The following is a 21,084-nucleotide window of genomic DNA, read 5'->3' as shown; positions in this document are numbered from 1 at the left end:
CGGCCCCCTTCCTCGTTAGCGCACCTCGAAGCGGTAACCCGCCTGCGTGGTGGTCGTGCCGGCCGCGGTACGCCCGGTCACCAGCACGACGTAGGAGCCCGCCGCCGGCGGGGTGAACTCGACCTGGGCCGAGCCGTCCGCCACGGCGTCCACCCTGCCGGCGGCGGCCTCGTCACCGTTGCTGTCGGCGACGAACCGGTAGGCGTACGACACGATTCCCGGCATGCCGCCGCTGAACCGGAAGGCGCCGGCCTCGCCGGCGCCGCCGCTCGGCGCGTCGTGCTGATAGACGTCCGACGTGATCAGCGGCCGGGTACCGACCTCGAACGGGATCGTCTCGAGCGGAGACAGCGACCCGTCGGTGAACTCGCGCTGGACGTAGAGCGTGTTGGCGCCGACCCGGTCCGGCGTGTACGAGACCGTGTTCTCCCACGCCTCCGGGTCGCGGGCCGACTCCTGCACCGGACCGTCGTTGACGTGCCACAGGTACTTGGTGGTCACCTCGTTGAGGTCGTACGCGGAGAATCCGAACTGACCGGGCACCCCGACGCCGCCCATCGGATCGCCGGAGTCCGCCGGCCACGGGTTGTTGACCTCGACGCGCGGGTTCCGCAGGTTGAGCGACACGGACTTGGTGTCGGATTCGGTGCCGTCGGCGGTCAGGCTGGTCGCGATGACCAGGACGTCGCCCCAGACGCCGCCCCAGCCCTCGGGCACGTCGAAGGAGATGGTCGCCGTGCCGTCCGCACCGACCGGCACGGTCCGCACCGGGTCTTCCTCGCCGTCGTACGAGTTGCCGATCGAGTACCGGAACGTGGTCGCGCCGTCCTGCGCAGCGGTGAGGGTGATCGTCACCGGCCGCCCCATCACCGCGTCTTCACCGAACGGGCCCTGCGAGGTGATCCGCGGAGCCGAGTTGACGTGGACGACGGACGTGGTCGGCGGGGTGAGCGTCCCGTCGTCCAGCCTCGCCCACACCTTGATCGCGTTGTCCCCGGCCCGGGTCGGCACCACCTCGAAGTCCACCGACCGCCCGTCGAGCGTCTGCTCCGGGCCGCCGTCGAAGCTGTAGACGATCGCCACCGCGTTCGGCAGATCCGACCAGGCGCTCACGGCGACCGGGTCGCCGACCTGCGGGTCGTAGGCGTGGACGTACACGCCGGGATGCGTGTCGATGACGGAGAACGACTCCTGGGCCGGCTGCGACTGGTGGCCCCACCTGTCCACCGAGTACACGGTGATCGTGTAGTAGCCGCCCACCTCGGGCGTCCACGCCAGCACGGCGCTTCCGTCCGGACCGGCGTTGATCTCCTTCTGGTCGCCGTCGCCGAAGTCGTAGCGGTAGGACTTCACGTCGGTGGTCCGCGGCGCGAACGTGAACGAGCCGGGGTTGCCGGCGACCGGCGAGCTCAGCCAGTCGAACTCGGCGGAGCTGATCTTGGGCGCGTCGCTGACCGATATCTGCACGGTGTCCGAACCGATCATCTTCCGGCCCGCGTACGCGCGCGACACCACCGTCTTGCTACCGGTGCTGTCGAACACCAGGTCGCCCTCGCCCTGGCCGTCGACCGCCGGCACCCGGGTCTCCGGGCCGCCGTCGATCGCGTACCCGAATTCGGTGACCTCGGCCGCCCGCGAGTAGAGCTTGATGTGGCTGGTCAGGCCGACCCCGTTCATCTCGATCTCGGCGGACGGCGCGGTGTCGCGGACCGTGTACCGGTACTCGGTCCACTCACTTCGGTTGCCGGCGGCGTCCACCGCGGCGACCTTGAGCGAGCCCCGACCCGAGTAGCGCGGGGTGACGGTGACCTTCGCCCTACCACCGCGGTGGTTGGCGACCACGCGCTGGCTCAGGCCGCCGTCGTTCTGATTCCATTCAAAGCCGGTGATCTCGGTGTCGCCGGCCGCGTCGAACACGAAGGTGCCGGGCACGCCCGGACCGCCGGTACCCGGGTAGCCCTCGCTGGGGTACTTCTTGGAGAACACGATCGGCTTGGTCTTGGGCGCCGTGGTGTCAACGGTGAAATAGCAGGTCCTGCCCCAGGGCCCGGCGTCGTCGTAGTCGCGGCCCTGCGCCGTCCAGGCGACGACGGTGCCGTCCGCGATCCCGCCGCCGAAGCTCGGGCTCGTGGTCTCCTTGCGCTCATCCGGGCGGTCGACCGGCCAGTACGCGTACCAGATCTGTGCGTGGTCCTGCGGGTCGGCGTCCTTGACGGTGGCCTGGGCCTGCATCCACCAACTGGCCGACGGGTGCTTGTCGATCGTCCCGCAGCCCGCGTCCGGGTACTTCAGCTTCAGCCCGCTGACCTTGGGCGCGTGGTTGGCGCCGTAGCTCATCCGCCCCGGGGTCATCGTCCGGCCGATCCGGGCGTCGCCCTCGCTGCCGGCCTTGATGCGCACCTCGACCGTGATGGTCTTCTCGCCGCGGCCGAGCGCCGCCTGTACCGCGGGGATCATGTCGATGCCCAGGTACGCGCCGGGGCAGATGACGCCGTTGCCGTAGGAGCGCTCGCCCAGCAGCTCGAGTTCCCGCGGCGGGTGCTGCCAGGTGGTGGCGCTGGTGACCGGCCTGGTCCGCCACACCTCGATCGGCGCGACCTGCGAGCAGTCGTTGACCGTGCGCTCGTAGGTGTAGAAGGTCACCCGGTGCAGAACCTGGCCCTTCAGCGGGGTCAGGTCGAAGGTGAAGTACGCACGACCGGTGTGCTTGAGGCCCGACGGGTCCTCGCTGCTACCGATGAGGTAGTCCCCGGACGGGTTCGGGTCCGGAGTGGAGGGCTGTGCCTTGTCGGTGTGGGCCCACGCGGTCGGCGACAGGGTGTCGTAGTTCTGGGCCAGGGCGGGATCGGCCGCCAGGCCGACGAGAACGGTGGTGGCGCTCAACGCGGCAGCGGCCGCGGACAGCAGCGCCCGGAGGGTGCGATGCATGATGTGTACTCCCCGTTGACCCCCGGATCCCATGCCCCTGGGAAGGAGGCAGTTAACGGGGGTAAGGGAGCCTAACATCGATGATCATGTTGCCGCCATCCGCATTATTCGAGGAAGTTCGACCAGCCGATATGGGGTGCGTCGAGCTTGAGTAATTCGGCTCGCAGGTCGACGCCGGAGTATGCCTGGACGTACGACCACGCCTCGTCGCCGACATACGCCTCGCCCCGATCGCGGAACTCGGCAATGACGCGCTGCTGAATCCGGAGAGCCTGCGATCGGACCGGCAGGTAATACATGATCCGTACGGGCATGTATCCCGCACCGACGATCGCCAAGATCTTGTTGTGCTCTTTCCTGATGTGGTCACCGTCGGTGGTGGCGTCACGCCACTTGATCTCGTGCGCCTTGTTGTCGACCCTGGTGTAGCAGTCGATCTCGAACTGTGCCGGACTGCTGGAAACCGTGTTCGGCAGCAGCAGCCGGGACCCGTCGCCCACCTCGGAAAGGCAGATCCGCGTCGCCGCCTCCAGGAGCGCGCCCGCATATTTGTACACGAAACGGCCGACGTTCTGATAAAGGTCGATCTTCGCGCACTCGGAGGCCGGCACTCCGAGAATTCGATACAGCTCCTGGTGGCTGGTGTCGTCGTTGTCCAGCTCCCGGCGCCGGGCCTCCACCTGCCGCGCCAGCGCGTCACGAGTGCGAACCGCCAGCTCCTGAAGCTTGGCCTCGATCGTCACCACTTCGCTACTTCGCGGGCGCTTTCAGGTCACCGGCCGAATTCGGACGCCGCGTTCTCCCGCCGATGTCACGAATGGCCGCCTCGATACGCAGCCCCACCCCGACAAACACGAGCAGGCCGGCCACGGCCAGAAACCCGACGTGCGTATTGCCCGCGGCCACAAGACCGACAAGCAGCCCGGCCACGATGAACCACACGCCCGTCACCTGCACGGTGGCCACCCCACTGCTCCGCTCATCCACGGCAGTGACGATAGGCCATCGACACCCGGCCAGCCAGAAGCGCCACGGCCACGAGTTTTGTGTTTTTGGCGTTTACGGATTAGCCTCTAACCATGGCGATGACGACAGCCGGATTCCTGACCACCGGCGAGGTGGCCAAGGTCCTGGGCACCTCGCGCCAGCAGGTGGTGAATCTCTGTGAGCGAGGAGACCTGCCGTTCGTCATGGTCGGCAAGCACCGAAGGGTCGAGCGAAACGCCGTCGAGGCGCTGATCCGGCCCAAGCACAGACTGACGCGCGATCAGCTCAAGTCGCTGTGGTTGCATCAGGCGGTCGCCGGCAACCTGGTCACCGATCCGGACTCGGTTCTGGGCAAGGCCACCGAAAACCTCGACCGGCTCATGGTTCAGCACCAGGGCACCATGACCGAGGTCTGGCTGCTGCGTTGGCGAGAGAAGCTGGGCGAAGGGCCCGGCGCCGTCCTCAAGACGCTGACCTCGGAAGATCCCGAGTCCGTTGAGCTACGGCAGAACTCGCCCTTCGCCGGAGTCCTGTCCCAGCCGCAGCGGCGAAAGGTCCTCGAAGCCTTCACCCGCAGCGGCTGGGAACACGCGGCGTGAATCGCGAGCAGCTCGAACATGTCCTGCGCGCGGCCAGCCAGATCGCCGACGATCCCGACGTCGTCGTGATCGGCAGTCAATCGGTCTTGGGAGCCATCCCGGAGGATCGCCTCCCGCGGGACACCCTGGAGCTCGATCCTCGGGTCACGAGACGCCTCGAACGGTGGATCGGCATGTACACATCAGCGGATTAAGGCCCGGCGCCGCGCGCCGGGCCTCCCGTAGCTGGAAGGCTCGGCGGCGTCGGGCCGCGGTCAGCGGGTTCCGGTGACGACAAGCATTTCGCATGGGCCGGTGAAGCCGGTCGGTCCCTCGAACTGGCCGAGTGCCTGCTCGATCTCGACCCAGGCCGCCTCCCGCTCGGCGACCGCCAGCCCGCTGAGCATCTGGTGCAGCGCGCCGAACGACTCGCGTTCGAAGCGCACGCACTCGGCGGCGCTCGCCATCGTCACCGGCGACGGCACCGCCTCGACCGTGACGTCCCGGAATCCCGCCGCGCCGAGGGCCTGCTCGGCCGCGCCGGGCGCGCCGAGGCTGAACGGGCCGGGCTGGCCCGGTGCCGGCGGCGGCAGCTGGGCCCGGCGGCGGATGATGCCGACCGGAATGGCGAAGAAGCCGTTGCGGTCGGCGGTGGAGTAGACGACCGAGGAGAACTTCCCGCCGGGTCGCAGTGCCGCGCGGATGCCGGACAGGGCCGCCTGCTGGTCCGGGAAGTAGATGAGCCCGACCCGGGAGACGGCCGCGTCGAAGTCGGCGCCGTCGAGGCCGAGCCGTTCGCCGTCGCGTTCGGCGGTGGTGATGTTGCCGAGTCCGGCGTCGGTGGCGGCCTTGGCGGCGTACTCCAGGATCGCCGGGGCGATGTCGGTGGCCAGGACCTCGCCGTCGGGGCCGGCCCGGTGTGCGGCGGCGAGGGTCTGCCCGCCGGCGCCCGCGGCGACGTCAAGCACCCGGCTGCCCTTTGTCACGCCGGCGGCGTCGAGCATCCGCTCGGTGGCCGGGCCGAGCCAGCGCTCGATGGTCGGCCCCCAGCGGTGCCACGCCTCGGCCGCGTCCTGCCACTGGGCGCGGGTGGTCTCCTTGTACTGCCGCGGGTCGAACGTGGTGGCCATGAGGTCCTCCGGTGTAGTCGATGGGATGACACCCGTACCGCGCCAGAACGGGCCTGGCGAGCCGCCAGAAACCGGCTGGCAGGGTGGACAATCCCCGGGTGGTTCTCTTCGTCGGCCGGGCCGAGCCGCTGGCCCGGCTCAGCGCGGTCCACCGGGCGGCCGCGGCATCGGCCGGTCCGGCCGGCCGCCGGCCCGGCCTGGTCCTGGTGACCGGCCAGGCGGGGATCGGCAAGACCGCGCTGTTGACCCGGTACGCCGCGGACGCGTCGGCCTGGGGTGCGACGGTGGTGTGGGGTACGTGCTGGGACGGCGATCGGGCACCCGCATGGTGGCCGTGGACGCAGGCGCTGCGAGCGCTGCTGGACCGGCACGACGGCCTGCGCGCCGACCTGGATCCGGCGCTGTCCGCGATCCTGCCGGCGCCGGCCGGCGCGTCGCCGGTCGACGCCGCCGTGGTGGATGCCGGGCAGTTCCAGATCTTCGACGCGGTCGGCCGCCTGCTCGGCCTGGCCGGCGACGCCAAGCCGGTGGTAGTCCTCCTCGACGACCTGCAATGGGCCGACCGGTCGACGGTCGACCTGCTGCGGTTCCTGGCGCACCAGCCGCGTACCGGTGGGGTGGTGCTGGTCGGGGCGTACCGGTCGGGTGAGGCGCGCGACGTGGTCGCGGCGGCGCTGGCCGAGCTCTCCAACGCCGCCGAGCTGGTACCGCTCGGCGGCCTGCCACCCGGGGACGTCACCGACCTGGTCCGCACGATCGCCGGGGACGCGGCGGCCGCGGATTGGGCCGGCCGGGTGTACGAGCGCAGCGGCGGGCACCCGTTCTTCGCCGGGGAGTTGTGCCGGCTGCTCGCCGCCGGCGGCGACGACGCCTGGCGCGCCGCGGTGCCGGTCGCGGTCCGCGAGGCGATCGGCAGCCGGCTGGCCCGCCTGCCGGCGGCGTGCACGGCGCTGCTGGGCGCGGCGGCGGTCGGCGGCTCGGTGCTGCTGCCCGACGTGCTCGCCGAGGTGACCGGGTCACCGCCGACGACGGTGATCGAGCTGATCGACCGCGCGGCGGCCGCCGGCGTGCTGACATCGGCGGGCCCTGGATTCGCACACGACCTGTACCGCGAGACGATCCTCGCCGCCCTGCCGCCGGCCCGCCGGCTGGAGCTGCACCATCGGACGGCGGTCGCGCTGGCGCACCGGTACGAACGGGGCAGCCAGGTGTTCCCGGCGGACCTGGCCCGGCACTTCGCCGCGGCCGTGCCGCTGGCCGGCGCGGGGCCGGCGCTGAGCTGGGCGCGGGCCGCCGCCGACGCCGACCGGGCCGGGTACGCGTTCACCGACGCCGCCGGGCAGCTGGCCCGGGCGCGGGCGGCCGTCACCGACGCCGGCGACCGGCTCACCGCCGCCGAGCTGGTTCTGCTGCTCACCGAGGAGGCCGACCTGCGGCTGCGCGGCGGCGACGCCGGGACGGCGCGGGAGCTGCTGGACACCGCGTGGGCGCGGGCCACGCCGACCGGCGACGCCGCCCTGCTCGGCGCAGTCGCGCTGGGCCTGGACCGGATCGGCGCACGGTTCGCGATGCCGCGGACCGATCTGATCGCCGTCCTGGAGACCGCCCGGTCCGCGCTGGCCGGCGGGGGCACCGCGGCCGAGGCGCAGGTGACCGCGGCGATCGCCCGGCAGCTGCAACATTCCGTATCGGTGGATCGCCGGCAGGCGGGTCCGCTGGCCGAGCGGGCGGTGGCGATCGCCCGCGGCCTTGACGATCCGGCCACTCTGGCCAACTGCCTGCTGGCGCAGCACGACACGTTGTGGACCGCCGGCACGGCCGGCCCGCGGCAGGCGATCGCGACGGAGATCGCGGAGCTGGCCCGCCGCACCGGCGATTCGGAGCGGCACGCGCAGGCGCTGCTGCTCACGGCGACCGCGGAGCTGGAGTCGGGGTCGGCGGCGTTCCGGGCGACGTTGAGCCAGTACCGCTACATCACCGAGCGGCTGCGCCAGCCGCGCCAGACCTACAACCTGCGGATCCGCGAGGCGGCGCTGGCGCTGCTCGACGGCGACATCGACCTCGGTGAGCGGCTCGCGGACGAGGCCGCCGCCCTGGGCGAGGCGGTCGGCGACGGCGACACCGGAAACGTACGGATGTCGCAGCGGCTGGAGATCACCCGGTTCCGGGCCGACCCGGACGAGCTGCGGGCGACCGCCGCGGCCGCCGTCGACTGGTGGATCGGCGCACCGGCGCACGCGCACGCGGTCGCCGCCGGCTTCTTCGCCCGGGCCGGCGACCTCGCCGCCGCCCGCCGCGAGGTGGACACGGTGCTCGCCCTGGAGGACTGGCGGACCGACCGCTCGTACCTGTGGTCGGTGTTCGTCGGCGAGCTCGCGACCGCCGCGATCGCCCTGGCCGACCGGCCGCTCTGCGCCCGGCTGCTGGACGACCTGCTCCCACACGCGGAGACCTGCGCGGTCAACGCCGCCCTTGTCTGTTTCATGGGCGCTCACGCGCATCGCGTCGGGTTGTTGTACGCGGCACTCGGCGACCGGCCGGAGGCCGGCCGGTGGCTGCGCCGGGCGTTGGAGGTGCACCGGCAGCTCGGCGCGCAGGCGTGGGAGGCCGAGACCCGAGCCGCGCTGGCCGGGCTGCCACTCACGGACGCACCGGTCATGCTGCGCCGCTCCGGCGATCTCTGGACGGCCGGCTTCCGGGGGCACACCGCCTACCTGCGCGACGCCAAGGGCCTGCACGACCTGGCGACCCTGCTCGACCGGCCCGGGGCGGCCGTGCCCGCGCTGGAGCTGGCCAACCGGGCGTACCCGGCGGAATCGAGCGGTCAGGACCCGGTGCTCGACCGGCGGGCGCTGCGGGAGTACCGGCAGCGGCTGGCCGACCTCGCCGAGGAGCTGGACACCGCGCAGGCCCGCAACGACGAGGCACGCCGGCAGCGGGCAACCGACGAACGCGAACGGCTGCTCGCGGAGCTGCGCCGGGCCACCCGGCCCGGCGGGGCCGCCCGGTCGCTGGGGCCGAGCGCCGCCGAGCGCGCCCGCAAGGCCGTCACGGCACGGCTGCGCGACGCCATCCGCCGCATCGCCGAGGTCCACCCCGACCTCGGCGAGTACCTGGACCACACCGTCCACACGGGATCCACCTGCCGGTACGACCCGCGGGGCGACTGATCTGCCCTACGGGGTGTACGCCTGCACCTCGTACCCCTTGACCCTGAACACGCGTCCGCCGACGACCACCGCATGGTGCTCGGCGGAGCTGTAGGTCGCGCTCATCACGAGAGATCCATCGGCCGCGGACAGGATGCCGCCGGCCACATACAGCAGGCCGCCCGCCCTGACCGGCCGGCTGACGGGTACCCCCGCACGGTGCCACAGTCGGCGACCGGTCACCGCGTCGTAGGCCGTCACGCCGTCGTCGCGGGACACGTACACGCGGCGCCCGTCGGCGGCCACCTGCCCCTCGGCCGACGGCACCGACCACAGGACCGTGCCGTTCGACGCGTTCAGGGCCGCGAGTCGCCGGTCCGGTCCCCGGACGTAGAACTGGTCACTGGCCGGATTCGAGGCCAGCACCGACCATCGGATGCCGGAACGCCAGAGCACCTCGCCGGTCGTCGCGGCCACCGCGAACGATCCCTTCTCCGTCCCGGTGACCAGCAGCCGCCCACCGGCGGAGACCGGGCTCGCGAGCACGCCCTCCCGGCCCCAGACCTCGGTGCCGTCGCCGGCCCGGTATCCGCTGATCCGGTGGCTGGAGCAGACCTCACACACCGAGTAGCTGACCAGCATGCCGCTGTCGGCCACAACGCTCTCCGTGGCACTTCCCTCGAGGAGCTTCCAGCGCACCGCGCCGGTCTTCGCGTCAAGCGCGACGATGTGTCCGCTGGGATCGCTGACGCCGTAGCACGAGTAGCCGGTCGTGATGAGGAGCCCGCCCGCGACGGTCATCGTCCGGTGAACCATCTCCCGCATGACCGCGGTGTCGCTCCACAACCGCCGCCCGGTCCGCACGTCGTAGGCGCCGACGCCGCCGCCGTCGACCATGAACATGCGGCCGTCCGCGACCACGGGCGTGGTCTGCTCAAGGCAGCCGTCGGTACCCGGCCGCGGCGTCGCGCGCCACCTCAGCTTCAGCTTCTTGACGGTGCCGGCGTTGACGACGGACTCGGCCGCGTTGTAGCCCGTGTTCCCGGGGCCGAAGCCGTCATGGGTCCATCCCGGCGCCGCCGCCCGCGCCGGCGACGGCAGCCCGGCCAGCACGCCGGCCAGCGCGAGGCCGATCACCCCTCCCGCGCTCCTGACGTGCTTCTTCATGGAAGCGATGATCGCTGTGCGGTGAGCCGGATCCACCCGCGACACCACTAAGATCCCGTCGCACTTCACCCCTTAGAGATCTTGGGAACCATCTGTGAGAAACACCCTCGCCGTCCTCGCGCTCGGCGTCTGCCTGCTCACCGCGGCCTGCGGCCAGGACGCGGATCCGGCCGCGGCGCCGCCGGCCGCCATCCCGCCGAGCGACTCCGCGCCCGCCTCGCCTTCGCAGCCCGCACCCACGGGTACGCCCGCGGCGTCGAAGTCGGCCGCGGCGCCGGCCACCACCTCGCCGAAGCGCTCCGCGACCGCGTCACCGTCGAAGCGCAAGTCCTCCCCCAAGCCGACTGCGACGGACGCGAGGAGCGACGCCAACGCCGCCTGCGATGCGACGTTCAAGTCCGACGACCGCCTGACTGCGGTCAAGGAGGCCAACGGCCCGCTGAAGGTCAACAAGGGGTCTTCCGAGGCGGAGATCGCCGCCGCGGTGAAGGCGCTGCGCGCCGGGTACCAGGCGGACATCCAGGCTGTGACCGGTGCCCGCCGCCTGACCACCGACGCGGACGTCCGAGATGCGCTGAGCGCCCTGATCGCATCGCGCAAGGCCGTCGTCGGACTGCTGGACTCGGCCGGCTCCGACCTGACCAAGAAGAACGCGGCCCTGAACACCGTGGCCGAGGTGAACGCGACCGGAGGCCTCTGGAGGTATCCGGAGGGAGTGTGCTTCGAGTTCGTGGACTGACAACGAAGGCCCAGGCACGATGCCTGGGCCTTCGTTTTCGCCGGTGCTAGCTAGCGCTTGTACGTACGGGTGGAGCTGTACCTGACGTTGCCGGCCTTGTCGTAGGCCCGGACCCGCACGGTGAACTTCTTGCCGTACTTCTTCGGGTTCACCGTGAACGAGTAGCCGGCCTTGGTGTCGGTCGTGACGACCTTGCCGTTGACCAGCAGCTGCACCTTGGCGATCCCGTACGTGTCGGTCGCCTTGGCGGTGACCGTGAACTTCTTCTTGACCTTCGCCTTGTTCTTCGGCGCCTTGGTGATCGATACCGCGGGTGCCCTGTTGTCCACGATGAGTGGGCGCCTCAGGACCCCCTCGTTGCCGGCCGCGTCGATGGCGCGCCAGCCGAGCGTGTACTTCCCGTCCGGCACGTCCCGGCTGTCGATGGTGAGCGTGCGGGGGGAGCCCTCCTGGCCGTACGAGCGCTGCATCGCCGGGTCGTCCAGCAGGGCCTCGAAGGTGACGAACGGGCTGGCGTCCTTGTAGCCGGTCAGGGTGACCTTGAAGCTGCCTCGGACCGCGCTGCCCGCGGTGGTGCTGCCGGTGATCACCGGCCGGTCGTTGTCGACGGTGACGCTCCTGGTCAGCGCCGTCACGTTGCCGACCTTGTCCCGTACGCGGACCGTCATGTCGGTCTTGCCGTTCGGGAGCTTGACGTTCCAGCCCAGGTCGAGGTTGCCGCCGCCGGCGAGGTCCTTGGACGAGACCACCACGCCGCCGACGATCAACTCGGAGCCGGTGACGAAGGTGTCGTCGTTCGCGTCCACGGCGAGTTCGCCGCCCTGGCCGATGTAGCCGTCCCTGCGCGGGAAGCGCACGGTCAGTCCGGTCGGCGCGTTGTTGTCGACGTCGACCGTCATGCCGTCGGTCGTCGACGTGCCGGTGTCCGTGGTGGCCCGGGTGCTCAGGCGCACCAGGCCGTTGAAGCCCCGGGTGTCCCAGTCGATGCCCCAGGGCGCGGCGGTGTCGGTGCCGACCTCCGTGCCGTCGGCGAACAGCGTCAGGCCGGTGACGGCGGACATGTCCTGGCCCTGCCCTGGATAGAAGGTCACCGGCGTGACGCCGCCGACCCAGAACTCCGCGGTTTCCGCGAAGACCTTCGGCACCGAGCCGGCGGCGAAGGCGGGTGGGGTGGCGATCAGCGAGGCGGCGAGTGCGGCCGCGGTGACCATTCCGGTGTGCCGGAGTTTGAGGTACACAGCATTCCCCTCAGCGGCGGTAGGTTCGCTTGGTCGAGTACTTGGCGTTCCCGGCCTTGTCGTAGGCGCGTAGCTGCACGGTGAATTTCTTGCCGTACTTCTTCGGGTTCAGCTTGAAGGCGTAGGCGGCCTTGGTGTCGGTGGCGACCACCTTGCCGTTGACCAGCAGCTGCACCTTGGCGACGCCGTTGCGGTCGCTCGACTTGGCAGTCAGCGAGACCGTCTTCTTGAGCTTCGCCTTGTTCTTCGGCGCGCTCTTGAACGAAACGGCGGGCGCGGTGTTGTCGACGGTCACGGTCCGCTTGACGTACGCGGAGTTGCCGAGCTGGTCGACGACCTGCCAGGTCACCGTCCGCGCGCCGTCCTTTCCGGACTTGAGCCGCACGCTCGTCCGCGAGCCGGAGAGGTAGTCAGCACCGGCGATGCCGGTGAAGGCGACCCCGTTGCGGTCCGTCGCCTTGATCGAGGTGACGAACGTGGTGCCCCGGACGAGCGACTTCTCGGCCGGGGACACGGTCGCCACCGGCGCCGCCTTGTCGATGTTGACCGTGAGGGACTTCGACGCGAGATTGCCGAAGGCGTCCCAGACGCGGAGCTCCAGGTTCGCGGTGGGTACCGCGATCGCCCGGGTGTCCCACTGGAAGTCCGGCGAGGTCGCGGCGAGGACACCGTTGACCCACCATTCGGTACGCGCGATCGGCGACTGATCGGTGACGTAGGCACCCACCCGGCTGTGCGCGCCGACCCAGCCGCCGCCGTTGTCCAGCCGGTTCGACGAGTAGTCGCTGGAGGAGGACACCCAGTCGATGACCGGCGCCGCGGTGTCGACCGCGTAGTCGGTGCACCCGGACCACATGTTGCCGGCCCGGTCGGTGGCCAGCACGCACGGCCCGGCACCTTCCACGGCGTTCCAGGTCCAGGACCAGGGCGCCTCGGTGAGCGTGGCCACCGCGGGGCCGTCGACGACGTCACGCACCTTGATCTGCACCACGTCGTCGGGCACGCCGGTCAGCGAGATCGCGACCGGGCCGGGGCGGACCACCGTCCGGAGCGCCGGGGAGAAGCCCACCCTGGGCGGCAGGTTGTCCACGTGCACCGTCGTGGTCACCGGCTCGCTGGCGTTGCCGGCCGCGTCGAACGCGCGCAGGGTGATCTCGGCGTCGAACTCGTTCCAGCTGCGCGTGGTGGTGTTCGTCCTGCAGTACCAGAGCGGCGGCGACGGGTGCGGTCTGCAGGTGACCCAGGAGTTGGGCTCGCTCTGCGTGCGAATGGTCCCGTCCAGCCGGGTGACCTTTACATCGTCGGTCACGGTCGGGTGGAATTCGAAGAACGCCCGCTTCGGCACATCCGTCGCGATGCCGGTGCTCACGATCACCGGCGCGGTCGTGTCCGCGGTCGCGGCCACCGACAGCGGCGCCTTGTTGTTCGACTTGTCCAGATCGCGGCTGAAGCGCTGGCACTGGCAGTCCGGGTTCACCTCGATCGACCCGGCGCCGTCGGCGACGACGCTGTCGATCCGCAGGGAGAACTTCCAGGTCGTGGTCGCGCCCACCTTGAATCGGGTCGCGGTCTGGCACTGGTACCGGTTCGACTTCGCGGGCCAGTTCTCGCAGCCGGGCGAGCTGACCACCGAGGTCCCGGCCGGAATGACGATGGCGACGAAGCCGGGCGACTCGCCGGACATGGACCAGTCCAGCGTCGCCGGGCCGTTGTTGTGCACGCCGACCTCGGCCTCCACAACCTCGCCGACCTTCCCGCCGACCGCGTCGCCGATGGCGACCAGGTCCGCGCCGTTGTCGCCGGTGATCATGACCTCGACGTTCTGCCAGGCGCTCGCCCGGCTTTCACCGAGCTTGTCGCCCTCCTGGAGCCGCAGCTCCGGGCCGCCGCCGGCGGTGCCGGCCGGCCGGTACTCGGCCTTTGTCTGCCACTCGAACTGGCCGAACACACCGCCGGGCGCGTACGTGTCCGCGCCCGACCGGAAGGGCACGACCACGCGGTACGTCTTGCCCGGCTCCAGCGTCTGGTCGAAGGCGCAGCCCCGCGGCACACCGGAGTCGTAGGTGCAGTTGGCGAACTCCTCGGTGGCCTCGAACCCGAAGGCGCGCGCGAAGTTGATGGCGACGCCGTCGACCGCCGTGTCACCGGCGTTGGTGACCGACAGGGTGGCGGCGAAGCTCTCGCCGACCGCGGCGGTGAGTTCCTGCTCCGGACCGGCGAGCAGGGACGGTTCGTCGGCGGCGTACGCCGGCATCGCCAGGCCCGCGACCGAGACCGCGGAGGCGGTCAGCGCGGCGAGAGCCCGGCGGGTAAAGGATTGATACAACGATTCCCCCATGGAATATCAGTTGTCGTAGATATTAGTGATCCGCCGAGCCGCGCGCAGTCCCTTATGGAGCCGTCGTCACTTGGCGTACGTGTAGTAGCTCCACGCGCCGTACGTCTTGGCGTTGACCTTGTCGCTGTAGGTGGAGACGCCGTACTCGGCGCGCACCCGGAACCTGAGGCCGGCCTTGTAGTAGCCCGTGATCCAGGTCTCCGACTTGCCCTTCGAGTCAAGACCGAACGACCCGGTCTTGTACGTCTTCCACTTGCCGCCGGAGTACTTCTCGATGGTCAGGCGGTAGAAGCGGTCCGGGTACGCGGTCATCGTCGTGATGAAGTGCGGATCCTTCGTGGTCCGCACGACGTGGTACGTCTTCGACCCGATCTTCTTGGTCTTGTAGTGCTTGGTGACCTTGGTGCTGACCGCCACCCGGGTGGAGACCGTCGCCGAGGCCACCACCGCGCCGTAGACGGCGTCGCCGGCGTAGTCGGCGGTCAGCGCGGTGTTGCGGGTCAGCCGCAGGCTCACGCTGAGCTTGCCGGCGCTGTCGACGGCGCCCTTCTTGAGCAGCCGCCGCGGCTGGTCGCCGCCGGCCGGGTCGGCCCAGATCTCGACGTCCCGGTTGGTTCCCCACTTGCCGAGCCGCGCGGTGAAGGTCACCGTCGACCCGTACGCGTAAGTCGAACCGTTCCCGCTCAGGGTGAGCGTCACCGGCTCCTTGGCGGCGAAGACGCTCACGCCGGCCGAGGTGAGCGCATCGCCGACCCCCGTACCGGCGTACCGGGCGGTGTAGGTGGCCTGCCCCTCCACCGTCAGGGTGTCGGTGAAGCCGAACGCACCCGCGGTGTCCGGCGTGACGGTCGCGATCACCTTGCCCGCCGGGGCCTCGTCGTTGACCCGCGTCACGGTGAGCGCGGCGCCCTCCGGGAGGGCGGTGGCCGTACCGGTGATGGTGAACGGCGTGCCCGCGCGTACGGAGGAGAACGACGGCTGCTTCAGCGCGACGGCCGGAACCGGCGGCGGGGTCTTCGTCGGGAGAGTCGTCGACGAGTCGTTGAGCACCAGGAGCCAGAACCCGTCCCGCCCTTCCGCGATGGCGAACAGGCGGTCACCGCCGGGCTCCCACGCCAGCCTGCCCCCGCGAAGGTCGTCCGGCCGGGTGGCGTAACCGTCCACGGCCGGCAGCGAGATCGTCTGCGTCGGCTCGGTCGTCGACTGGGCGTACACCTTGATGCCCTGGTCGGTACCCACCGCGACCCGCCCGTCGGTCGCGACGCCCAGCCCGCGGGTGCTTCCGTGCCCGGCGAAGACCTCGGTGCCGACGCGCGTGTCGACGTCGATGCTCTGCCGGCTCCCGAAGTCGGCCCTGATCAGCTTGTCGCCGTCCGCGGTGAAAGCGATCACCCCGGTGATCGTGCCGAGGCCCGGCAGGTACTTCCCGGTCAGGCGCGCGTCGCCGGTGGAGATGTCGTAGAAGCCCACCTCGGCCCCGGTGTCGCCCATGTTGGCCGCCACCAGCAGCCCGGGACGCGCGGGGCTGGCCAGGATCCGGGGCGGGTCGTTGTACAGGCCCTCGGACGAGTCGGCGGTGTAGTCGTGCAGCCGCACCTCGGAGGTGCCGAGGTCGACGGAACCGAAGTCGCCCCGGCCGATGTAGGTCGCGACGTGGTCGTACCCGAACCAGAGACGATCGCCGACGGCCGCCACCTCGCTCGGGTGCACCGTTTCGCCAACGGGGTAGCGGGCGGCCTCGGTGACCGTCGCGGTGTCCACGGCGACGAGCGCACTCGCCGGGGGCACCGCGGCGTAGAGCCGGCCCGAGTCGGCGGACAGCGCCAGGCCGTCCACGAGGGGCAGGCCGGTCAGCTCGCCGACGACCTTGCCCCGGTAGTCGGTGGCGACGATCTTCCCGCCCAACGTGTCGCTGATGAAGACCCGCTGATGCACCGGGTCCACAACGAGATCACCGACGGAGGTGATCGGCAGGCTCCCGTAGGTGTCGGCCATGGCGGTGCCGGCCGACACGGCCACACCTATCAGGACCGAACCAGCGAGTGTGGCAGCCGCGAGCGCGACGCGCAGTGGACGCATGAGATTCCCCGTATCGACAGACGTCACCGACGCGGGCAGCCTAGTTTGATCTTCGCGCAAAAAGATCACCCGAACGGACGTTCCGCCCCCGTCCCGTCGCAACGCCTACGACTCGACGCCCACCCCCGGCCGGCTCGCCTGTTACCTTCTGCCGCCGTGTATGACTCTGGATGGGTGGTCGCATGAGGTTGGGGAAAAACGTAAGGCGCCGGCTGTCTGCCGTCTTGGCGGCAGTGTTGCTGTCGGTCGCGTTGCCTACGTCCGCCCTGGCCGAGACCACGACGCCGGGCGATCCGAACGGTCGCGCCTTTGCCAGTGACGCGATCAAGGCGATCACCTGGAACATGTGCGGCGAAGGCGGCGGTAGTACCCCGGCCAAGTCGGGGTACTGCCCGGACCGTAACAAGCCCCAGGCCAAAGCCGACGCGCTGGGCAAGCTCGTCAGGAGCAGGGGCGCGAACGTCGTGCTGCTCCAGGAGGTCTGCGCCGGCACCTTGAACAACGCCGAACGCGGAAAGAGCCTGCTGACCCTGATCCAGGAGAACCTGGGGTCGGAATGGTCTTTCGAGTGGGAGCCCACCACCAGGGCAGGCGGCTCGCCCGAAACGCACTGCCGCGGGGCGCTCAGCGGAACCTATGCCACCGCCATCGGTGTGCGGGGCACAATCGCCTCGCACGACTCGACGTCACTGCAGCAACCGATGCCGGACGGGCACCTTTCCATTCCGGCGGGTCAGGAATGGTCATACGTGTTGTGCGCCAAGGTCACCGGGTGGCAGACGCGCATCTGCAATGCCCACCTGACCAACTACGACAAAGTCAGTAACCCCGACGCGCCCCCTCTTGTCTACTCGGACCAGGTCGGCATCGTCCGCAACGCCGTCGCGGGTTACCCCTGGGTCCTGCTGGGCGGGGATTTCAACACCACGAGCCGCGATGCGCTCCAGCCGCTCTACAGCCTGATGCCCGAGTGTGACCAGCAGAGCTACTACACCAACGACGGCGGCGACGCGTCGAACGAAACCACCTACCACGGCTATCTGGGCGTCACGGCCGATTCGGACGGCAAGATCGTCTCGTACACCAACAGCGACATAAAGATTGACTACCTCTTCTCGACCGCGGGATTCGCCCAGTGCGACTCCCGGACGAGCCTTGCCGACCACGCCGACTACCACGGCACGGTCCAGCCTGACTGCAGCACGAAACGCGATCCGGCCGTCTGCCAGCCGACGGGCGTCTCCGACCACGCGCCGCTCTACGGCGAGCTGAAGGGCTCCGCCTCCCTCGCCTACCAACTGCGGGAAACCAGCGGTGTCACCGCAACGGACAGCTCCGCCAACCACCACGACGGATCCCTGGAGCCCGGCGTCACCTGGAACACCGCAGAGGCCGCCGCCACGTTCGACGGAACCGGCGAGATCACAGGACCGGAGGCCGTGCTGGGTACCACCTACGGGTTCAGCATCTCGGCTTGGGTGAAGGTTGCGCCAGGCTCGAGCACCGTCGCTGCCGTCAGCCAGGACGGCACCGAGATCAGCGGCTTCATCCTCTGGTACGAGGCCGACGACAAGACCTGGCGCTTTGGAATGCCGACCGGCGACACGACCGGGTGGCGGGTCGACCGGGCCGTCTCCACATCACAGGCGCAGCCCGGTGTTTGGACCCACCTGACCGGCGTCCATGACCAGCGCAACAACCTTCTGACCCTGTACGTCAACGGCAGGAAGGCCGGCCAGGCGGCACACCTCGCGCCTTGGCCTGCCAAGGGTCCTTTCGTCGTCGGCCGGGACAAGGTCAACGGCCGCGAGAACGCATTCTGGACCGGTTCCATCCGCGACGTGCGCGTCTTCGGCTACCCGCTCAACGACGCCCAGGCCAACAACCTCGCGAGCTCCTGAAAGTGGACGCGGGGATCGTGGTGCCGCTGCTCGGGCTGCTTGGTATCGCCGTGCTGTACCGGGTCATCCGGACGGCCGTTGCACACGGCATTGCCGACGCCGAGGACAAGCGGAGGCGCAAGGCCGACAGGAAGCACTGACGGCGCGGCGCTCAGGGAGCTGAAGCGTGAGCACGAGAAAGCCCTTCACCGCGCCGTTGTGGCGTCGACAGCATGGCTGCGGTCTGCTTCTCGGGTTATGCCGAAGGCTGTGGGCCCACCTTCCTTCAGCCGCTGCAGAACCGCCTCCGCTGCTCGGTCTGGGCTCATGCCCCGTTCGCGTCGTCCGAGGATCCGCGGGTCACCACCGAGACCACCATCGGGACCCCTTCCGGCGGCGCCTCGAATGCCAGCTTGAGCCAGCGATCCGGGCCCTCCCGGACGATCAGCGCACCCGCGTCGAAAGCGGCCCCGAAGGCCGGGGCGACGAGCGCCGAGAACTGGAAGTCACCCCGGTACGAGCCGAGCAGCAGCGGCGCCTCGGCGCGCACCGATCCGTCCTCACTTGTAGGCCAGCTCTGCGGTGCGGGTGACCAGCTCAGCGGGAACGGCAGTTCAGGCACGCGGATCTCCATGCCGACCGTTATACCGGCCCGGCGCTGCCCACCAGGGGCAGCAGGCCGGCCGGATCGTCCACCGTGTACTCACAGACCGCGTCATCGGGGTCGACCCGGTACCGCGCCGCGCCTGGGACCAGCGCGCTCGCGATACTCCTCAGCGCCGGGGTCGGTCAGCGTGCCGAAGTAGCCGAAGATCACCGCGCGCATGGCCCACACACGGACGCGCCGGAGACCCCCCGTGGTGCGAGGGCCTCCGGCGAGGCGGTTCCGTGCGGTGGATCGGGATCCGCGAAGGATCAGGTTGCCGTTGTCCGCGGCGCCGCTCTGCGAGCCGCTTGTTTCGCTGGCGCGTTTTTGCGGCGCCGCATTACCCGCAGCTTTATCCCGCTGGCGTTTCGTTCAAACCCAAACCACGCAGGATGTTATCGCGGTTCGCGTTTCCGCGCAGCGCGGTCAAGGAATTCAAGCGGCCCAGCAAAGTCGTGGAAGATGCGGGGCATTTCAAGTCTTGAATCGCCGACAAGGTCTTTTCAAAACGTTGGATGCGGCTTTCAAGGTCCGTTCCACTCGGAAGGTTCGCATTCTTGAGCGCTACCTGCGCGTTCACTTGGGCTTGAGTGGGTGGGCAGCGACCGGGAACTTTTACCCCGGTAGGGCCCACGCGGTCGGCCGTCGCGTTCGGATCGCCCGGGCTGAAACCCAGCGCCGGCACCAAAGCGTTGATGTTTCCGGAGCTGGCTCCGGCGTTCCCCGTCGCTCCACCCGCGGCCGCGTCACCGGATCCTGTGGCGGCGGCTTTATCCGCTGGCGTTTCGTTCAAACCCAAACCACGCAGGATGTTATCGCGGTTCGCGTTTCCGCGCAGCGCGGTCAAGGAATTCAAGCGGCCCAGCAAAGTCGTGGAAGATGCGGGGCATTTCAAGTCTTGAATCGCCGACAAGGTCTTTTCAAAACGTTGGATGCGGCTTTCAAGGTCCGTTCCACTCGGAAGGTTCGCATTCTTGAGCGCTACCTGCGCGTTCACTTGGGCTTGAGTGGGTGGGCAGCGACCGGGAACTTTTACCCCGGTAGGGCCCACGCGGTCGGCCGTCGCGTTCGGATCGCCCGGGCTGAAACCCAGCGCCGGCACCAAAGCGTTGATGTTTCCGGAGCCGGCTCCGGACTCGGCGGCCTGGCTCATCCCCGTGCCGACTGCGAGCGCCGAACCCAGCAGCGCTGCGGCGGCACCTGCAATCACCAGCTTGCGCGTCCGGCTGCTGACTCCGCGTCGATACATGCACGGCTCCTCTTCGTCTCGGTACTGCTTGTGCCGAGATATACGAGCAATGATGTGGCAGCAGTTCATGACGCTGAGCATGCGTTCCTTAAAGTTTCTTTAACGCTACTCCCGGGGTGTGCAGCCGCCAGCATCGTCGCGCCAACGTCCGCGGGCACCCGGCCGCGGGTCAGCAGCGAGCCCGCCACCATCACCGTGAACGCGAGCGGCACCGTCCACACGGCCGGCTGCGCGAGCAGCTCGGTCTGCCAGCCGGACAGCGTCGGCCCGAACACCGTGACCAGCACCGCGGCCATCGCGCCGCCACCGGTCGGCACGCCCGAGGCCGCCCCGGTGTCCGTGAGCCCGCGCCACCAGGTGCGTCGTGGTCTTACCGGTGTCGTTCGGGCCGACAGCACGATCCGGGCCCGCGCCTCAGCACGGGCCTGGAAGGTCCAATCTGTACTGTTGTCAGCCGACCCGGCCGAGCCGTTGCAGACCTGCTCGCCCGTTGTTCCCCGCGTTGCCGGTGCCCGGATTCTGGCCCTGACCCGCGTTCTGGCCCTGGCCATTTCCGGCGCCCTGCGCCGGCACCTGCCCGCACACTGGCCTGCATCGCCCGGCACGGGCCGCACACCACGGTGGTCCACTTGACCAGCCGCCGCCAGGTCGAGCCGTTCGTCGCGATCACCATCGGATCACCGCGTCCCACATGGCAGGAGAACAGGGCTCAAAACTGGGATACGAAAATGGCCGCGATCCGCGTTTTCGCAGGTCACGGCCATTCTTATGAAGTGCGCCCGAAGGGACTCGAACCCCTAACCTTCTGATCCGTAGTCAGATGCTCTATCCATTGAGCTACGGGCGCTCACATAACTGCTCTCCATGCTGGCGCGTGACGATGCGTCCAGCGGGTCGCTGCTACGTTTCCGCTGGTCCAGGCGTTTTGGCGCGCTGAACCATCTAGGCGACGACTCTAGCATGCCGCTAAGCCGGG

16 protein-coding genes, 1 tRNA gene and 1 pseudogene are annotated in these 21,084 nt (G+C 69.8%); 6 read left to right on the top strand and 12 right to left on the bottom strand.

Annotated elements, in window-relative coordinates; translation table 11 throughout:
- Positions 1–15 precede the first annotated feature (15 nt).
- The 3 genes from BJ971_RS39980 to BJ971_RS39970 form a co-directional block, all read right to left on the bottom strand.
- Entirely contained in the window at positions 16–2,928 is a 2,913-nt protein-coding gene (locus tag BJ971_RS39980) for a hypothetical protein (RefSeq protein ID WP_184998451.1), read from the bottom strand.
- A gap of 104 nt (positions 2,929–3,032) precedes the next feature.
- Positions 3,033–3,671, bottom strand: a complete 639-nt coding sequence (locus BJ971_RS39975) for an ApaLI family restriction endonuclease (RefSeq protein WP_184998450.1) — start codon at positions 3,669–3,671, stop codon at positions 3,033–3,035.
- 7 nt (positions 3,672–3,678) lie between these two features.
- Positions 3,679–3,915: a hypothetical protein gene (locus tag BJ971_RS39970; RefSeq protein ID WP_184998449.1), complete on the bottom strand. Its 237-nt coding sequence runs from the start codon at positions 3,913–3,915 to the stop codon at positions 3,679–3,681.
- Between the two features lie 92 nt (positions 3,916–4,007).
- On the opposite strand from BJ971_RS39970, the gene BJ971_RS39965 reads away from it, so the two are divergent.
- Together BJ971_RS39965 and BJ971_RS39960 are read left to right on the top strand one after the other, a co-directional pair.
- The gene (locus BJ971_RS39965; RefSeq protein WP_184998448.1) at positions 4,008–4,514 is read left to right on the top strand and encodes a helix-turn-helix domain-containing protein; all 507 of its coding nucleotides are present in this window, start codon (positions 4,008–4,010) and stop codon (positions 4,512–4,514) included.
- Entirely contained in the window at positions 4,511–4,708 is a 198-nt protein-coding gene (locus BJ971_RS39960) for a hypothetical protein (protein ID WP_184998447.1), read from the top strand. Before BJ971_RS39965 ends, BJ971_RS39960 begins: the two co-directional genes overlap by 4 nt.
- 60 nt (positions 4,709–4,768) lie before the next feature.
- Here BJ971_RS39960 and BJ971_RS39955 read toward each other — a convergent pair whose 3' ends face one another.
- The gene (locus tag BJ971_RS39955; RefSeq protein ID WP_184998446.1) at positions 4,769–5,623 is read right to left on the bottom strand and encodes a class I SAM-dependent methyltransferase; all 855 of its coding nucleotides are present in this window, start codon (positions 5,621–5,623) and stop codon (positions 4,769–4,771) included.
- A gap of 98 nt (positions 5,624–5,721) precedes the next feature.
- Here BJ971_RS39955 and BJ971_RS39950 point away from each other — a divergent pair, with 98 nt between their 5' ends.
- The gene (locus tag BJ971_RS39950) at positions 5,722–8,793 is read left to right on the top strand and encodes an ATP-binding protein (protein WP_184998445.1); all 3,072 of its coding nucleotides are present in this window, start codon (positions 5,722–5,724) and stop codon (positions 8,791–8,793) included.
- 6 nt (positions 8,794–8,799) lie between these two features.
- Here the strand turns inward: BJ971_RS39950 and BJ971_RS39945 are convergent, their stop codons facing one another.
- Positions 8,800–9,939: an outer membrane protein assembly factor BamB family protein gene (locus BJ971_RS39945; protein WP_184998444.1), complete on the bottom strand. Its 1,140-nt coding sequence runs from the start codon at positions 9,937–9,939 to the stop codon at positions 8,800–8,802.
- A gap of 94 nt (positions 9,940–10,033) precedes the next feature.
- On the opposite strand from BJ971_RS39945, the gene BJ971_RS39940 reads away from it, so the two are divergent.
- Positions 10,034–10,678, top strand: coding sequence for a hypothetical protein (locus BJ971_RS39940; RefSeq protein WP_184998443.1), 645 nt, complete (start codon positions 10,034–10,036; stop codon positions 10,676–10,678).
- A gap of 50 nt (positions 10,679–10,728) precedes the next feature.
- Here BJ971_RS39940 and BJ971_RS42450 read toward each other — a convergent pair whose 3' ends face one another.
- The 3 genes from BJ971_RS42450 to BJ971_RS39925 all read right to left on the bottom strand — a co-directional run bounded on the left by BJ971_RS42450 (position 10,729) and on the right by BJ971_RS39925 (position 16,267).
- Positions 10,729–11,916 (bottom strand): Ig-like domain-containing protein, encoded by a 1,188-nt coding sequence (locus BJ971_RS42450; RefSeq protein WP_184998442.1) that lies wholly within the window; start codon positions 11,914–11,916, stop codon positions 10,729–10,731.
- A gap of 10 nt (positions 11,917–11,926) precedes the next feature.
- Positions 11,927–14,242: an Ig-like domain-containing protein gene (locus BJ971_RS39930; RefSeq protein WP_184998441.1), complete on the bottom strand. Its 2,316-nt coding sequence runs from the start codon at positions 14,240–14,242 to the stop codon at positions 11,927–11,929.
- A 78-nt stretch (positions 14,243–14,320) separates the two neighbouring features.
- Complete coding sequence (locus BJ971_RS39925) at positions 14,321–16,267, bottom strand: YncE family protein (protein ID WP_184998440.1); 1,947 nt, start codon at positions 16,265–16,267, stop codon at positions 14,321–14,323.
- 299 nt (positions 16,268–16,566) lie between these two features.
- Here BJ971_RS39925 and BJ971_RS39920 point away from each other — a divergent pair, with 299 nt between their 5' ends.
- Positions 16,567–18,234 (top strand): LamG domain-containing protein, encoded by a 1,668-nt coding sequence (locus BJ971_RS39920; RefSeq protein WP_239087830.1) that lies wholly within the window; start codon positions 16,567–16,569, stop codon positions 18,232–18,234.
- Between the two features lie 2 nt (positions 18,235–18,236).
- A complete protein-coding gene (locus BJ971_RS39915) occupies positions 18,237–18,374 on the top strand; it encodes a hypothetical protein (protein ID WP_184998438.1) in 138 nt (45 codons plus the stop codon).
- A gap of 164 nt (positions 18,375–18,538) precedes the next feature.
- On the opposite strand, the gene BJ971_RS39910 is transcribed toward BJ971_RS39915, so the two are convergent.
- The 4 genes and pseudogenes from BJ971_RS39910 to BJ971_RS39895 form a co-directional block, all read right to left on the bottom strand.
- Positions 18,539–18,835 carry a DUF1349 domain-containing protein gene (locus BJ971_RS39910; RefSeq protein WP_184998437.1) on the bottom strand — a complete coding sequence of 99 codons (297 nt, stop codon included), beginning with the start codon at positions 18,833–18,835 and terminating at the stop codon, positions 18,539–18,541.
- A gap of 376 nt (positions 18,836–19,211) precedes the next feature.
- On the bottom strand, positions 19,212–20,108 hold the full coding sequence (locus BJ971_RS39905; protein ID WP_260415210.1) for a hypothetical protein: 897 nt from the start codon (positions 20,106–20,108) through the stop codon (positions 19,212–19,214).
- 65 nt (positions 20,109–20,173) lie between these two features.
- A pseudogene (locus BJ971_RS39900) lies at positions 20,174–20,464 on the bottom strand (hypothetical protein); the annotation flags it as partial.
- 418 nt (positions 20,465–20,882) lie between these two features.
- A tRNA-Arg gene (locus BJ971_RS39895) sits at positions 20,883–20,955 on the bottom strand.
- Positions 20,956–21,084 lie beyond the last annotated feature (129 nt).

Source organism: Amorphoplanes digitatis (assembly GCF_014205335.1).
Taxonomy (GTDB): Bacteria; Actinomycetota; Actinomycetes; order Mycobacteriales; family Micromonosporaceae; genus Actinoplanes; species Actinoplanes digitatus.
This window is presented reverse-complemented; position numbering and strand designations above follow the sequence as displayed.

Excerpts from the sequence above, each read along its gene's own strand:
- BJ971_RS39980 (WP_184998451.1), bottom strand. The coding sequence starts at position 2,928 with ATGCATCGCACCCTCCGGGCGCTGCTGTCCGCGGCCGCTGCCGCGTTG.
- BJ971_RS39955 (WP_184998446.1), bottom strand. The coding sequence starts at position 5,623 with ATGGCCACCACGTTCGACCCGCGGCAGTACAAGGAGACCACCCGCGCC.
- BJ971_RS39905 (WP_260415210.1), bottom strand. The coding sequence starts at position 20,108 with ATGTATCGACGCGGAGTCAGCAGCCGGACGCGCAAGCTGGTGATTGCA.
- BJ971_RS39965 (WP_184998448.1), top strand. The coding sequence starts at position 4,008 with ATGGCGATGACGACAGCCGGATTCCTGACCACCGGCGAGGTGGCCAAG.
- BJ971_RS39945 (WP_184998444.1), bottom strand. The coding sequence starts at position 9,939 with ATGAAGAAGCACGTCAGGAGCGCGGGAGGGGTGATCGGCCTCGCGCTG.